This is a genomic window from Serinicoccus sp. CNJ-927 (assembly GCF_001942435.1).
GTDB lineage: Bacteria > Actinomycetota > Actinomycetes > Actinomycetales > Dermatophilaceae > Ornithinicoccus > Ornithinicoccus marinus.
This window is the reverse complement of sequence record NZ_MKKF01000030.1, coordinates 1-11976: the sequence shown is the minus strand read 5'-3', so window position 1 is coordinate 11976 and position 11976 is coordinate 1. Positions and strand designations below refer to the sequence as shown.

Here is an 11976-nt window from a genome sequence, read left to right as displayed (position 1 = left end):
CCCTCACCCCACCGGGCGTCGCGCATGGTCGCCCTCAACCCCACCGGGCGTGGCGCATGGTTGCCCTCAACCCCACCGGACGTCGCCGATGGTTGCGGCGACCGCCTCCGCCACCAGCGCGGGCCCGGCATACACCAGGCCGGTATACAGCTGGACCAGGTCGGCGCCGGCGTCCACCAGTGCGGCGGCGTCCGCCCCCGTCATCACCCCGCCGACGCCGATGAGCGGCAGGTCGGTGAGCGATCGGACCTGGCCCACCACCTCGCGCGCCCGGACCGTGAGCGGCGCCCCCGACAGCCCGCCGGTCTGCCCGTTCGCCAGCGCCATCTCCCCCGGTGCGACGCCGTCGCGGGCGAGCGTCGTGTTGGTGGCGACGAAGCCGGCGACCCCGGCGTCGAGGCCGACCCCCACCGCCTCCTCGAGCGCGGACCGGGTGAGATCCGGCGCGAGCTTGACCAGCACCGGGACGTCCCCGGCGGCCCGCACCACCGCCGTGAGCAGGGCGCGCAGCGGCTCGGCGTCCTGCAGCGAGCGCAGCCCGGGCGTGTTGGGGCTGGACACGTTGACGGCGAGGTAGTCGGCCAGCCCGTCCAGCGCGGCCACCGACGCGAGGTAGTCCGGCACCGCCTCCTCCACCGGCGTGACCTTGGACTTGCCGATGCTCACGCCCACGGGGATGCGCACCAGGCCGGCTCGTCGCGCGTCCCGCAGTCGCCGCGCCAGGGCGTGCACCCCCTCGTTGTTGAAGCCCATCCGGTTGATGACCGCTCCGCTCTCCGGGAGCCGGACCATCCGCGGTCGCGGGTTGCCAGGCTGGGCCCGGGCGGTGACGGTGCCGAGCTCCACGTGGCCGAGGCCGAGCGCCGGCCAGGTGGGCACCGCGCGCCCGTCCTTGTCCATGCCGGCCGCCAGCCCGATGCGGTGGTCGAAGCGCAGCCCCAGCAGGTCGACCGGGCGTGCCGGGGGGACGGCATACCCCGTGGCCGCGACCAGGGCGCGCGTCGGAGCCACCCTCCCGAGGACGTCAGCGGCGACGAGGGTCGCGTGGTGGGCGCGCTCGGCGTCGAGGCGCCACAGGGCGGGGCGCGCCAGCCGCCGGTATGCCGTGCTCCCGGCGGCGGCGAGCAGGCGCCGGGTGGGCGGTGCGGGGACCGAGGACGCGCGCATGCCGGCAACCCTAGACTGACGCGGATGAGCACCCTGACCACCTCGCTGGACGGCTTCACCGCCGTCATCCCCGCGGGCGGGTCAGGGACCCGGCTGTGGCCGCTGTCGCGGCAGAACTCGCCGAAGTTCCTGCACGACCTGACCGGGACCGGCCGTTCCCTGCTGCAGGCCACCGTCGACCGGGTGCGCCCGCTGGCCGGTGACCGGGTCATGGTGGTGACGGGACGACGGCACGCCGACGCGGTGCGCGCGCAGCTGCCCGACCTCCCCGCCGAGGATCTCCTGCTGGAGCCTTCCCCGCGCAGCTCGATGCCGGCGGTCGGGTGGGCCGCCGCCGTCCTCGAGCGTCGTGACCCCGAGGCGGTGCTCGGCTCCTTCGCCGCCGACCACGTCATCGACGACGAGGCGGCCTTCGCCGCCAGCGTGCGACAGGCGGTCGTCGCCGCCCGGGCCGGGGCCCTGGTCACCCTGGGGATCCGGCCCCGCTACGCCTCGACCGGCTTCGGCTACATCGAGCTCGGTGAGGCACGGCCCCTGCCCGGCGCGCCGGACGCGCACCAGGTCCGGTCGTTCGTGGAGAAGCCGGAGCGCGAGGTCGCCCAGGGCTACCTCGAGGGTGGGCGCCACCGGTGGAACGCGGGGATCTTCGTCGTCCGGGCCACAGTGCTGCTCGACCTCCTGGCCCAGGAGCGGCCCGAGATGGTGCGCCTGCTCCGGCACCTCGCGGCCGACCCCGGGCAGCTGGAGCAGGTCTGGGGCTCGCTGGACGCGCTCGCGATCGACCGTGCCGTCGCCGAGCCGGCCGCCCGCTCGGGTCACGTCACCGTCGTGCCCGCCGACGTCGGCTGGGACGACGTGGGCGACTTCGCCTCGCTCGCGAGCCTGCTCGAGGAACGGCCCGAGCACGGCGGCGTCCGGGTGCTGGGACGGGCCGGTGACGTCGTCGCCCGCGACTCCACCGGGGTCGTCGCGGCGCACGGCGAGCGCGCGGTCGTGGTGCTGGGGCTCGACGAGGTGGTCGTCGTGGACACCCCGGACGCCCTGCTGGTGACCACCCGCGAGCGCTGCCAGGACGTCCGCGGCGTGGTGGCGACCCTGCAGGAGCTGGGACGGGAGGACCTCACGTGAGCGACCGATCCGGCCTCGGTCCTTCTCGCCGCACGCTGCGCGACGGCGTGGGCCACCCGCTCGTCACCCGACGGCCACCCGACACACCCTCGCCGTCCGCCGACGGCATACCCGAGGCGCCCAGGCTGGACCACGTGCGCGTCGCCATCGTCACCGAGTCCTTCCTCCCCGCCCTCAACGGCGTCACCACCAGCGTGTGCAAGGTGCTGGAGTGCCTGCGCGAGCAGGGCCACGACGCCCTGGTCGTCGCCCCCGGCACCAGCCCGTGGAGCCCGGTCATGACCCCGGAGCACTACGCGGGCTTCCCGGTGCACAGCGTCACCAGCGTCCCGGTCCGCAAGTTCCGCGTCGGCCTGCCGTCGTACGAGATCGAGACCGTGCTGCACCGGTTCCGCCCCGACGTCATGCACGTGGCCTCCCCCTTCGTCCTCGGCGTCCGCGGCCTCGTCGCGGCCCGGGCGCTCGGCATCCCCTCGGTCGCGATCTACCAGACCGACATGCCCTCCTACATCCGTCAGCACGCCGGTCCGGCCGGCGACCTCACCGCCCGGGCGGCGTGGCGCTGGATCCGCCGCATCCACGAGCAGGCCGACCTCACCCTGGCACCGTCCACGGCGGCGCTCACCGACCTCGCCGAGCACCAGGTGCCCCGGATCGCGCTCTGGGGCCGCGGCGTGGACGCCGACCTCTTCCACCCCGACCGCCGCACCGACCCCGGCGCCCTCGCGCTGCGCGACCGGCTCGCGCCCAGAGGCGAGACGGTGCTTGGCTACGTCGGGCGGCTGGCCCCGGAGAAGGAGCTGCACCGGCTCACCGAGCTGTCCTCGCTGCCCGGCACCCGGCTCGTGCTCGTCGGGGAGGGGCCGAGCCGGGAGATCCTGCAGGCGCAGCTGCCCGAGGCGGTCTTCCTCGGTCGACGCGAGGGGGCCGAGCTGGCGCAGGCGTATGCCGCCTTCGACCTCTTCGTGCACACCGGCACCCGGGAGACCTTCGGCCAGACGCTGCAGGAGGCCTCGGCCGCCGGGCTGCCGGTCGTGGCGCCCGCACGGGGCGGCCCGCTGGACCTCATCCAACCCGGCGTCACCGGCGAACTCTTCGACCCGGACGTGCGGGGCGCGCTGCGCGCCGCCGTGACCCCCCTCGTGGGGCCCCCCGCTGCCGAGGTCCGGGAACGGATGGGTGCCGCCGGTCGGCAGCGGGTCCAGGAGCGGTCCTGGCCGGCGCTGGTGGACCAGCTCGTCGACCACTACTCGGCGGTGGTTCACGCCGGCTCGCGCTCGGTGGCCTGACGGCATACCCCTGGAGCGGACCCGGGATCGTGCAGACGTGAGGCGCAGGGCTACTCCTGGACCGGGTATCGCTCCAGCCGCTGCACGAGCGACTCACCCGGGTGAGGCGTCAGGCGGTCGACACGCAGCGCGGCGGCGTCGACCTGCTGGGCGAGATGGCTGATGTCCACGCGCCCGGCCGCACCGGCGAGGCTGATCTGCCCCTCCTCCAGAGCCGAGACATGCAGCAGCGTGAGGCCCTGCTCGTCGTCGACCACGTCGTCGGCGAGGAACACCACGCCGGGCTGACCCAGCTCCAACCGGCTCCGGCCCTCCTCGACCGCGGGGACCAGCTCTCCCTCGCCCTGGACGTAGGCCGGGTACTCGTAGAACGTCGAGCGCTGGCCCTCGCCCAGGGAGGTGATGGCGTCCGCAGCCGTCCAGATCACCTCGTCGACCTCCACCGTGACGTCCCGGCCGACCTCGGGCGCCCCACCATGGTCTCTGGGCTCCTCAGACCTCGGCGTCACGACCAGCACCTGGGACGCCCATCGGGCGATCTCGTCCTGGCTGTCGAGGTGGACGATCGTGGTCCCTGACCCGACGACGACCAGCGTGGCTGCCGCCGATGCACCGGTGCTCGGAGGTCGTGACCGGGGGGTCGGCTCCTCCCCGCCGGAGGCGCACCCGGCCAGGAGCGCGCATCCGAGCGCGAGCAGCATCACCCCGGCGCGGCACCGGGCGTGGTCGACCTCGCGCCGGATCACGGGCGAGCACCACTGCGTCGATCCGGCCATGTGCCTGCGACGCCTTCGTTCCGACCCGGGTTCCGCCGGAGCGGTGCGCCTCCCCCACTAGGCTGGAGCCGATGAGCCCTTCGGAGCACGACGAGCACGAGAAGGCGTCCCTCGTGGTCGGGGTGGCGCTTCCGGTCCCCGAGCCCTGGGGCAGTCACCTGCAGCGGCTGCGCATCGGCTACGGCGAGGAGCGCGCGGCCGCCATCCCGACGCACATCACCCTGCTGCCCCCGACCCCGTGCAGCGCGCCGGAGCTGGAGGCCCTGGAGGCCCACCTGCTCTCGGTGGCTCGGGACCACGCCGCCTTCGAGGTCATGCTGCGCGGGACGGGCACCTTCCGGCCGGTGTCGGAGGTGGTCTTCGTGCAGGTGGCCAAGGGGGTCGCTGACTGCGAGCGGCTCGAGCGGGCCGTGCGTCGCGGGCCGCTGCAGCGCCCTTCGGACTTTCCCTACCACCCTCACGTCACGCTCGCCCACGACCTGCCGCTGGCCGCCCTGGACCGCGCCTTCCGCGACCTCGGCGCCTTCAGCTGCACCTACCCCGCGGACGCCTTCCGGCTCTACGTCCACGACGGGGACGGCGTCTGGCGCACCCGCGCGGACTACCCGCTCACCGGGTGAGGATCAGCGGCGCGGGAGCTTGAAGACCTGCCCGGGGAAGATGAGGTCGGGTCGCTCGATCCCGTTGAGCCGCACCATCTCGTCGAGGTCCACGCCGCGCTCCTGGGCGATTCCGGACAGTGTCTGACCTGGCTGGACGGTGACCGTGGCATGACGCGGCTCCTCGGCCGGCACCGGCCCGGTCGTCCCCGACGCCGGCGACGCCGTCGAGGCGGGACGGCTGCCCTGCTGCCCGCCCGCTCGCGCCTCGCGGACGCCGTCGATCGCGCCCTTGATCCGGTCGAACAGTCCCATGTCTGGCTCCTCCACGTGCGGGCACTCGGGGCCGGTCCGCCACGGCCGGGCAGTGGCCCGGACGATGACGCGGCACCGGCTCGCTGGCACGCTAGCCCAGGGTGCGGACCGGGAGCCACTCGACCGTGGTGACGCTCGTCCAGGGTGCTAGCGTCGAGCGCGTCAGCGCACCGCAGTCCCGCCTCGAAAGAAGGTCCCTCTCGTGAACACCCCCGTCAAGGTCGCGGTCACCGGCGCGGCCGGCCAGATCGGCTACAGCCTGCTCTTCCGCATCGCCTCCGGCGAGCTGCTCGGCAAGGACACCCCGGTCGAGCTGCGGCTGCTGGAGATCACGCCCGCGCTCGGGGCGCTCGAGGGCGTCGTCATGGAGCTCGACGACTGCGCCTTCCCGCTGCTCGCGGGGGTCGAGACCGGGGACGACGCCGACGTCGTCTTCGACGGCGTCAACGTCGCGCTGCTCGTCGGCGCGCGCCCGCGCACCAAGGGGATGGAGCGCGGCGACCTGCTCGAGGCCAACGGCGCGATCTTCACCGCGCAGGGCAAGGCGCTCAACGACCACGCGGCCGACGACGTGCGGATCACCGTCACCGGCAACCCGGCCAACACCAACGCGCTCATCGCAATGAGCAACGCCCCCGACATCCCGGCCGAGCGGTTCTCCGCGCTCACCCGGCTGGACCACAACCGCGCGATCGCCCAGCTCGCGGCCAAGGTCGGCGCCCCCGTCACCGACGTCTCGCACATGACGATCTGGGGCAACCACAGCGCGACGCAGTACCCCGACCTCTTCCACGCCCAGGTCGGCGGTCGCAACGCCGCCGAGGCGGTGGGCGACCAGCAGTGGATCGAGGACACCTTCATCCCCACCGTCGCCAAGCGCGGCGCGGCCATCATCGAGGCGCGCGGCTCCTCCTCGGCCGCCTCCGCCGCGTCGGCGACGATCGACCACGCCCGCGACTGGCTGCGCGGCTCCCCCGAGGGCGACTGGGTCTCGATGGCGGTCCGCTCCGACGGGTCCTACGGCGTCGAGGAGGGCATCATGAGCTCCTTCCCGGTGACCACCCGCGACGGCTCCTACGAGATCGTCCAGGGCCTGGACATCGACGACTTCTCCCGGGGCCGGATCGACGCCTCCGTCGCCGAGCTGGTCGAGGAGAAGGCTGCGGTCACCGAGCTCGGCCTCATCTGAGCGAACGCGCGGGCGGCCTCGGCGGTATGCCGGGGCCGCCCGTCCGGTTCAGACGATGCGCAGCGTCGAGGCGAGCACCGCGACCGCGGCGCCGAGCAGCAGGAGGGTCGCGACGTCGACCCACCGCCCCCGGACCGCCAGACCGCCGGCACGGGCGGTGGGAAGCACCGCGCGGAGCAGCGCGAGCGCGCCCAGGGTGGCGCCCAGGGCATACCCGTAGGCGCGCAGGTTCGAGGACAGCAGGAGCAGGGCCGCCACCAGCAGGCCGAGCAGGCTCAGCCACCACACCCCGAGCACCGGTCCGGACGGGTCGACGCCGCCGGGCAGCTCGTCGGAATCCTCAGCGGCGGGCGTCATCCGGCCGGCGAAGAGCCCGACGCGGACCGCTCCGCCGCCTCGACGACGTTGGTCAGCAGCATCGCCCGCGTCATCGGCCCCACCCCACCCGGGTTGGGGGTCAGCCACCCGGCGACCTCGGCGACGCCCGGGTGGATGTCGCCGGCGATCTTGCCGCCGCGCCGCGCCACGCCCACGTCGAGCACGGCCGCACCGGGCTTGACCATGTCAGGGGTGATCATGTCCGGCACCCCGGCCGCCGAGACGACGATGTCGGCCCGACGGGTGTGCGCGGCCAGGTCGCGGGTGCCGGTGTGGCACAACGTCACCGTGGCGTTCTCGCTGCGCCGGGTGAGGATGAGCCCCAGCGGGCGCCCCACCGTGAGACCGCGCCCCACGACGACGACCTCCGCTCCGGCGATCGGGACGTCGTAGCGACGCAGCAGCTCGACGCACCCGACCGGCGTGCACGGCAGCGGCGCCGGCTCGTTCATGACCAGGGCGCCGAGGTTGGTCGGGTGCAGCCCGTCGACGTCCTTGGCCGGGTCGACCCGGGAGAGGATCGCGAACTCGTCCAGCCCGGTCGGCTGCTGCACCAGGAAGGCGGTGACGCCCGGGTCGTCGTTGAGCTCGTCAACCACGGCCAGCACCTCATCGAGGCTTGAGCCAGCGGGCAGCTCGCGGCGCACGGAGGTGACCCCGATCTGCGCGCAGTCCTTGTGCTTGGCGCCGACATACCACCGGCTGGCCGGGTCGTCCCCGACGAGGACGGTCGCCAGCCCCGGCACCACGCCCCGCTCGGCCAGGGCCTCCACCCGGCTCCGCAGCTCGTCCTGGATCGTCGCGTGCACGGCCTTGCCGTCGAGCATCGTGGCGGTCATGGGGGCAGTCTAGGGCGGCGGTCCCGGGCGATCGGACCGACAGGCGGCCTCACTCCCAGTCGACGTCGCCGCCCGGCTCGAAGCTGAGGTCGACCAGCAGCTCGGTGGCGATCCGCTCGAGACCGGCGCGCAGACCCGGCAGATCCGCGCCCGGCGGCACCCGGAGCCGCGCGCGGGCGGCGAAGAGATCCCCGCCGGCCTGCGGTGTCGGGACCACCTTGGTCTGCAGGTCCTCCACCGACACCTGGTGCTCGGCCAGGGCCGCGGTGATCTCCTTGATGATGCCCGGCCGGTCGTTGCCGACGAGGTCGAGGTGCAGCAGGCCACCGTCGTCAGGCTGCTCCGGCTGGGGGTGGGCGGTGTGCACCGTCGTGTCGAGCACCCCAATGAGCCCGGCGAGGGAGTCCGCCAGGGCCTGCGCCGACGCCTCCGCGACGTCGACGGTGGCGATGCCGGCGAACTTCCCGGCCAGCTCCGCGAGCTGGCTGCGCTCCCAGCTGCCGCCGTGCTCCGCGATGACGTCGGCCAGCGCGCTGACCAGGCCCGGACGGTCGTCGCCGACGACGGTGATCACGAGGGTCGCCATGACGCCTACCCTACCGGTGACCTGCCCTTCCTCGTCGCCGCGGCACTCGCGACCCGCCGGCGCGACAGGGCCGCCCAGACCGCGCCCAGGACCGCCAGCAGCACGCCGGTCACCACCCGCGGGCCGAGCACGTCGTCCGCGGCAGGGTGGAGCGCGTCGATGAGGATGCCCGTGGCGAGCTGGGTGGTCACCGCCACCAGGGCGAAGACCAGGACCGGCAGGTGCTGGACGGCGAAGGCCGCCGCGGCGATGTAGCCGATCCCGATCACGCCGCCGGTCCAGACCCACCACGGCAGACCCGACCCGGCGGCACGCAGGGGCGCGTCCTGCGTGGCCGCCATCACCCCGCCCAGCGCGAGCAGCATGAGCGTCCCGGTGAGGAAGTTGACCCATGCGGTGACCAGCGGGGCACCGCCGACGACGGTCACGACACCGTTGAACCCCTGCTGCACCGAGGTCAGGACGCCGACGAGCGCGACCAGGAGCAGGGGCAGCACGACGGCGGGGCCCGCTGCCGCGGCGTCTGCGCCGTCGGGTCCGCGTGGGGCGGTCGCCGCGACCGCCACCCCCAGGACGGCGAGCCCGGCCGCCAGCACCCTGCCCCGCCGCAGCCGCTGCGCCGGGCGCGGGCCCAGACCGAGCCGGTCCACGAGCAGAGCCCCGGCCGACTGCCCGCCGACCAGCGCCACCAGGAAGGCGGTCACGCCCACCAGCGGGACGGCATACGTCTGCCCCGCGACGAGCAGCGCCCCCGCCATGCCACCGAGCACCTGCCACCACCGCAACCGGCCGGACCGCACGGCCGCCCAGACCCTCGCCGCGCTCCGCCGCAGCGTCGGCACGGCGAGCATCAGGGTGAGCAGGACCAGCCCGCTGCCGAAGGAGATCGTGGCGGCCGGGAGCCCGCCCAGCTGTTCGGCGAGGGTGCCGTTGACCCGCGACTGGAGGGCGAGCGCGGCCCCGCAGGTGGCGGCGGCCACGAGGGCGGGGGCGACCCGCTCGGGAGCCCGCGCCGAGGCGGAGGCCTCAGTGGGCAAAGTGGCGGGTCCCGGTGAAGTACATCGTCACCCCGGCGGCCTGCGCCGCGGCGACGACCTCCTCGTCCCGGATCGACCCACCGGGAGCCACGACGGCCCGGACCCCCGCGTCGAGCAGCACTTGGAGGCCGTCGGCGAAGGGGAAGAAGGCGTCGGAGGCGGCGACCGAGCCCGCGGCGCGCTCACCCGCCCGGCTCACCGCGAGGTGGCAGGAGTCCACCCGGTTGACCTGACCCATACCGACCCCGACGGAGGCGCCGTCGTCGGCAAGCAGGATGGCGTTGGACTTCGTGGCGCGCACCGCCCGCCAGGCGAACTGCAGATCCGCCAGGGTGGCGTCGTCGGCAGGCTCGCCCGCGACCAGCCGCCATCGCGAGGCGTCGTCGCCGCCGTCCTCGACCTCGGCGTCGACGGCGTCCACGGCCTGCACGAGCAACCCGCCGGAGATGCTGCGCGTCTCGATGCCGCCCGAGGACGGCGAGGGGACCCGGAGCAGCCGCAGGTTCTTCTTAGCGGCGAGCACCTCCAGGGCTGCCGGCTCGAAGTCGGGGGCGACGACCACCTCGGTGAAGACCTCGGCGACCTGGCGCGCCATCGCCTCGGTCACGGGCAGGTTGGTCGCGACGATCCCGCCGAACGCCGAGACCGGGTCGCAGGCGTGCGCCTTCGCGTGGGCGTCGGCGATGTCGCTCCCGACCGCGATGCCGCATGGGTTGGCGTGCTTGATGATCGCGACCGTGGGCAGGTCGCCGTGGTCGTGGGCCGCGCGGCGGGCGGCGTCGGCGTCGACGTAGTTGTTGAAGGACATCTCCTTACCGCCCAGCTGCTCGGCCTGCGCCAGCCCCGGGACGGTCGCGTGTCCGTCGGTGTAGAGCGCCGCGCGCTGGTGCGGGTTCTCGCCGTAGCGCAGCACCGCCGCCCGGTCCCAGGTCGCGCCCATCCAGGCGGGGAAGCCGGTGCCCGAGCTGGTGTCGGTCAGCACGTTGCCCATCCACGAGGCGACGGCGACGTCATACGTCGCGGTGTGCACGAAGGCGTCGGCCGCGAGCCGCTGACGCTGCTCCAGCGTGAAGCCGCCGGCGGTGACCGCGTCGAGCACCTGCGGGTATGCCGAAGGGCTAACCACGACGGCCACGCTGCGGTGGTTCTTGGCCGCGGCGCGCACCATGGACGGGCCGCCGATGTCGATCTGCTCGACGCACTCCTGCGCGGTGGCACCGGAGGCGACGGTGTCGGCGAAGGGGTAGAGGTTGCACACCACGAGGTCGAAGCCCTCGACGCCGAGGTCGGCGAGCTGGTCGACGTGCTCGGGGTTGGTCGTGTCCGCGAGCAGCCCGGCGTGCACGCGGGGGTGCATCGTCTTGACGCGGCCGTCGAGGCACTCGGGGAAGCCGGTGAGCTCCTCGACGCGGGTGACGGGCAGCCCCAGGCTTTCGATGCGGGCGGCCGAGCCGCCGGTGGAGACGAGGGCGACGCCCTGGTCGTGCAGGGCGGACACGAGCTCGTCGAGCCCGCTCTTGTCGAAGACGGACACCAGGGCCCGGCGGACCGGGCGGCGCTCGTCGGCGGTGGGGGTGGACGACGTCATGGGATCGCTCCTCGGGGGTTCGACGGATCTGCCTGCCGTCGGTCGACGGGTGCGGGCACCCAGGCGGGCGATGCCCACGATCGTCACTCCCCGGTGGTTGCCCACCCGCGCCAGTCGTGTGCGGCCAGTCTAGCCAGCCGCGTGGTCGGCGAACCACCCGCGACGACGGGCAGCTCGTGCACGAGCATCTCGCGCTCGACCACCTTGATCCGCTCGTGCAGGGACTCCTCGGTGTCGTCGGCGAGCACCTCGACCGCGCGCTGGGCCAGGATCGGTCCGGTGTCGACCCCGGCATCGACGAGGTGCAGCGTCGCGCCGCTCACCCGGACCCCGTGCGCGAGCGCGTCGCGCACCGCGTGCGCGCCGGGGAAGCTCGGCAGCAGGGCCGGGTGGGTGTTGACGACCCGGTGCGTGGCCAGGACCTGCGGACCCAGGATCTTCATGAAGCCGGCGCTGAGCACCAGGTCCGGGCGATGCTGCCTGAGCCGGTCGGCCAGCGCGAAGTCCCAGGCGTCGCGGTCCGGGTGGTCGGCCACCCGCTCGACGAAGGTCGGTATGCCCCTGGCGCGGGCCCGCGCCAACCCCTCGATGTCCTCCCGGTCGGCGCCGACGGCGACGACGGTGACGGCATACCCCGGGTCGGCGCACGCGTCGAGGACCGCCTGGAGCAAGGTGCCCGAGCCGGAGACGAGGACGACGACGCGTGCCGAACGCGAGGAGATGGTCACCGTGCCAGCGTAGGGGCCGTCGGGGATGAGGCGACCGAGGGAGGTGCTGCCGACCTTCCGTGACGTCCAGGGACAAGACGGTGCTGCCGACCCTTGCGGCTGCCCAAGGGTGTCCAGGACCGTCGGCTCATGCCTACGGTCATCTTCGCCAACTTGGACCATCGGGCGGTCTGGCGAAGTTGAGTCCCCCATAGTGGTGTAGCGCGGTAGCCGAGGTCGTCGTCTCCGGCGTGTGCGTCAGGCGAGGACGCGGCCACCGCGTGATCCTTCGAGTGAACCTCTCACAGCACCCTCGAACGGAGTCACACGATGACCGCTCCTCACATTGTCGACCCTGCCGGCCTGCTCGGTGAAGCC

General features: G+C 74.0%; 13 protein-coding genes. 4 read left to right on the top strand and 9 right to left on the bottom strand.

Annotated elements, in window-relative coordinates; all coding sequences use genetic code 11:
- Nucleotides 1-66: 66 nt before the first annotated feature.
- Nucleotides 67-1167, bottom strand: a complete 1101-nt coding sequence (locus BJF86_RS09495) for a quinone-dependent dihydroorotate dehydrogenase (protein WP_083652909.1) — start codon at nucleotides 1165-1167, stop codon at nucleotides 67-69.
- 24 nt (nucleotides 1168-1191) lie between these two features.
- Here BJF86_RS09495 and BJF86_RS09490 point away from each other — a divergent pair, with 24 nt between their 5' ends.
- Nucleotides 1192-2295 carry a mannose-1-phosphate guanylyltransferase gene (locus BJF86_RS09490; protein ID WP_075818519.1) on the top strand — a complete coding sequence of 368 codons (1104 nt, stop codon included), beginning with the start codon at nucleotides 1192-1194 and terminating at the stop codon, nucleotides 2293-2295.
- Nucleotides 2292-3584 (top strand): glycosyltransferase family 1 protein, encoded by a 1293-nt coding sequence (locus BJF86_RS09485; RefSeq protein WP_321166175.1) that lies wholly within the window; start codon nucleotides 2292-2294, stop codon nucleotides 3582-3584. The genes BJF86_RS09490 and BJF86_RS09485 overlap by 4 nt, the downstream gene beginning before the upstream one ends.
- Before the next feature lie 50 nt (nucleotides 3585-3634).
- Here BJF86_RS09485 and BJF86_RS09480 read toward each other — a convergent pair whose 3' ends face one another.
- Entirely contained in the window at nucleotides 3635-4360 is a 726-nt protein-coding gene (locus BJF86_RS09480) for a hypothetical protein (RefSeq protein WP_237768158.1), read from the bottom strand.
- A 71-nt stretch (nucleotides 4361-4431) separates the two neighbouring features.
- Between BJF86_RS09480 and BJF86_RS09475 the strand changes: the two genes are divergently transcribed.
- Nucleotides 4432-4980 carry a 2'-5' RNA ligase family protein gene (locus BJF86_RS09475; RefSeq protein WP_075818515.1) on the top strand — a complete coding sequence of 183 codons (549 nt, stop codon included), beginning with the start codon at nucleotides 4432-4434 and terminating at the stop codon, nucleotides 4978-4980.
- Nucleotides 4981-4983: 3 nt separating this feature from the next.
- On the opposite strand, the gene BJF86_RS18340 is transcribed toward BJF86_RS09475, so the two are convergent.
- A complete protein-coding gene (locus BJF86_RS18340) occupies nucleotides 4984-5274 on the bottom strand; it encodes a LysM peptidoglycan-binding domain-containing protein (protein WP_075818513.1) in 291 nt (96 codons plus the stop codon).
- A gap of 202 nt (nucleotides 5275-5476) precedes the next feature.
- On the opposite strand from BJF86_RS18340, the gene BJF86_RS09465 reads away from it, so the two are divergent.
- Entirely contained in the window at nucleotides 5477-6463 is a 987-nt protein-coding gene (locus BJF86_RS09465) for a malate dehydrogenase (protein WP_022924987.1), read from the top strand.
- A gap of 48 nt (nucleotides 6464-6511) precedes the next feature.
- On the opposite strand, the gene BJF86_RS09460 is transcribed toward BJF86_RS09465, so the two are convergent.
- From BJF86_RS09460 to purN, 6 genes are all read right to left on the bottom strand, one after another.
- Nucleotides 6512-6820 carry a DUF3017 domain-containing protein gene (locus BJF86_RS09460; protein ID WP_075812740.1) on the bottom strand — a complete coding sequence of 103 codons (309 nt, stop codon included), beginning with the start codon at nucleotides 6818-6820 and terminating at the stop codon, nucleotides 6512-6514.
- Nucleotides 6817-7680: a bifunctional methylenetetrahydrofolate dehydrogenase/methenyltetrahydrofolate cyclohydrolase gene (locus BJF86_RS09455; RefSeq protein ID WP_075818511.1), complete on the bottom strand. Its 864-nt coding sequence runs from the start codon at nucleotides 7678-7680 to the stop codon at nucleotides 6817-6819. The genes BJF86_RS09460 and BJF86_RS09455 overlap by 4 nt, the downstream gene beginning before the upstream one ends.
- Before the next feature lie 49 nt (nucleotides 7681-7729).
- Nucleotides 7730-8266, bottom strand: coding sequence for a glycine cleavage system protein R (locus BJF86_RS09450; protein ID WP_075818509.1), 537 nt, complete (start codon nucleotides 8264-8266; stop codon nucleotides 7730-7732).
- Between the two features lie 5 nt (nucleotides 8267-8271).
- Nucleotides 8272-9303 (bottom strand): DMT family transporter, encoded by a 1032-nt coding sequence (locus tag BJF86_RS09445; RefSeq protein ID WP_075818507.1) that lies wholly within the window; start codon nucleotides 9301-9303, stop codon nucleotides 8272-8274.
- A complete protein-coding gene (purH, locus tag BJF86_RS09440) occupies nucleotides 9293-10891 on the bottom strand; it encodes a bifunctional phosphoribosylaminoimidazolecarboxamide formyltransferase/IMP cyclohydrolase (protein WP_075818505.1) in 1599 nt (532 codons plus the stop codon). The genes BJF86_RS09445 and purH overlap by 11 nt, the downstream gene beginning before the upstream one ends.
- A gap of 83 nt (nucleotides 10892-10974) precedes the next feature.
- On the bottom strand, nucleotides 10975-11619 hold the full coding sequence (purN, locus tag BJF86_RS09435) for a phosphoribosylglycinamide formyltransferase (protein WP_083652907.1): 645 nt from the start codon (nucleotides 11617-11619) through the stop codon (nucleotides 10975-10977).
- Nucleotides 11620-11976 lie beyond the last annotated feature (357 nt).

Coding starts and splice junctions, on each gene's coding strand:
- BJF86_RS09480 (WP_237768158.1), bottom strand. CDS start 4,360: ATGGCCGGATCGACGCAGTGGTGCTCGCCCGTGATCCGGCGCGAGGTC.
- BJF86_RS18340 (WP_075818513.1), bottom strand. CDS start 5,274: ATGGGACTGTTCGACCGGATCAAGGGCGCGATCGACGGCGTCCGCGAG.
- BJF86_RS09495 (WP_083652909.1), bottom strand. CDS start 1,167: ATGCGCGCGTCCTCGGTCCCCGCACCGCCCACCCGGCGCCTGCTCGCC.
- BJF86_RS09450 (WP_075818509.1), bottom strand. CDS start 8,266: ATGGCGACCCTCGTGATCACCGTCGTCGGCGACGACCGTCCGGGCCTG.
- BJF86_RS09490 (WP_075818519.1), top strand. CDS start 1,192: ATGAGCACCCTGACCACCTCGCTGGACGGCTTCACCGCCGTCATCCCC.
- BJF86_RS09460 (WP_075812740.1), bottom strand. CDS start 6,820: ATGACGCCCGCCGCTGAGGATTCCGACGAGCTGCCCGGCGGCGTCGAC.
- BJF86_RS09475 (WP_075818515.1), top strand. CDS start 4,432: ATGAGCCCTTCGGAGCACGACGAGCACGAGAAGGCGTCCCTCGTGGTC.
- BJF86_RS09455 (WP_075818511.1), bottom strand. CDS start 7,680: ATGACCGCCACGATGCTCGACGGCAAGGCCGTGCACGCGACGATCCAG.
- purH (WP_075818505.1), bottom strand. CDS start 10,891: ATGACGTCGTCCACCCCCACCGCCGACGAGCGCCGCCCGGTCCGCCGG.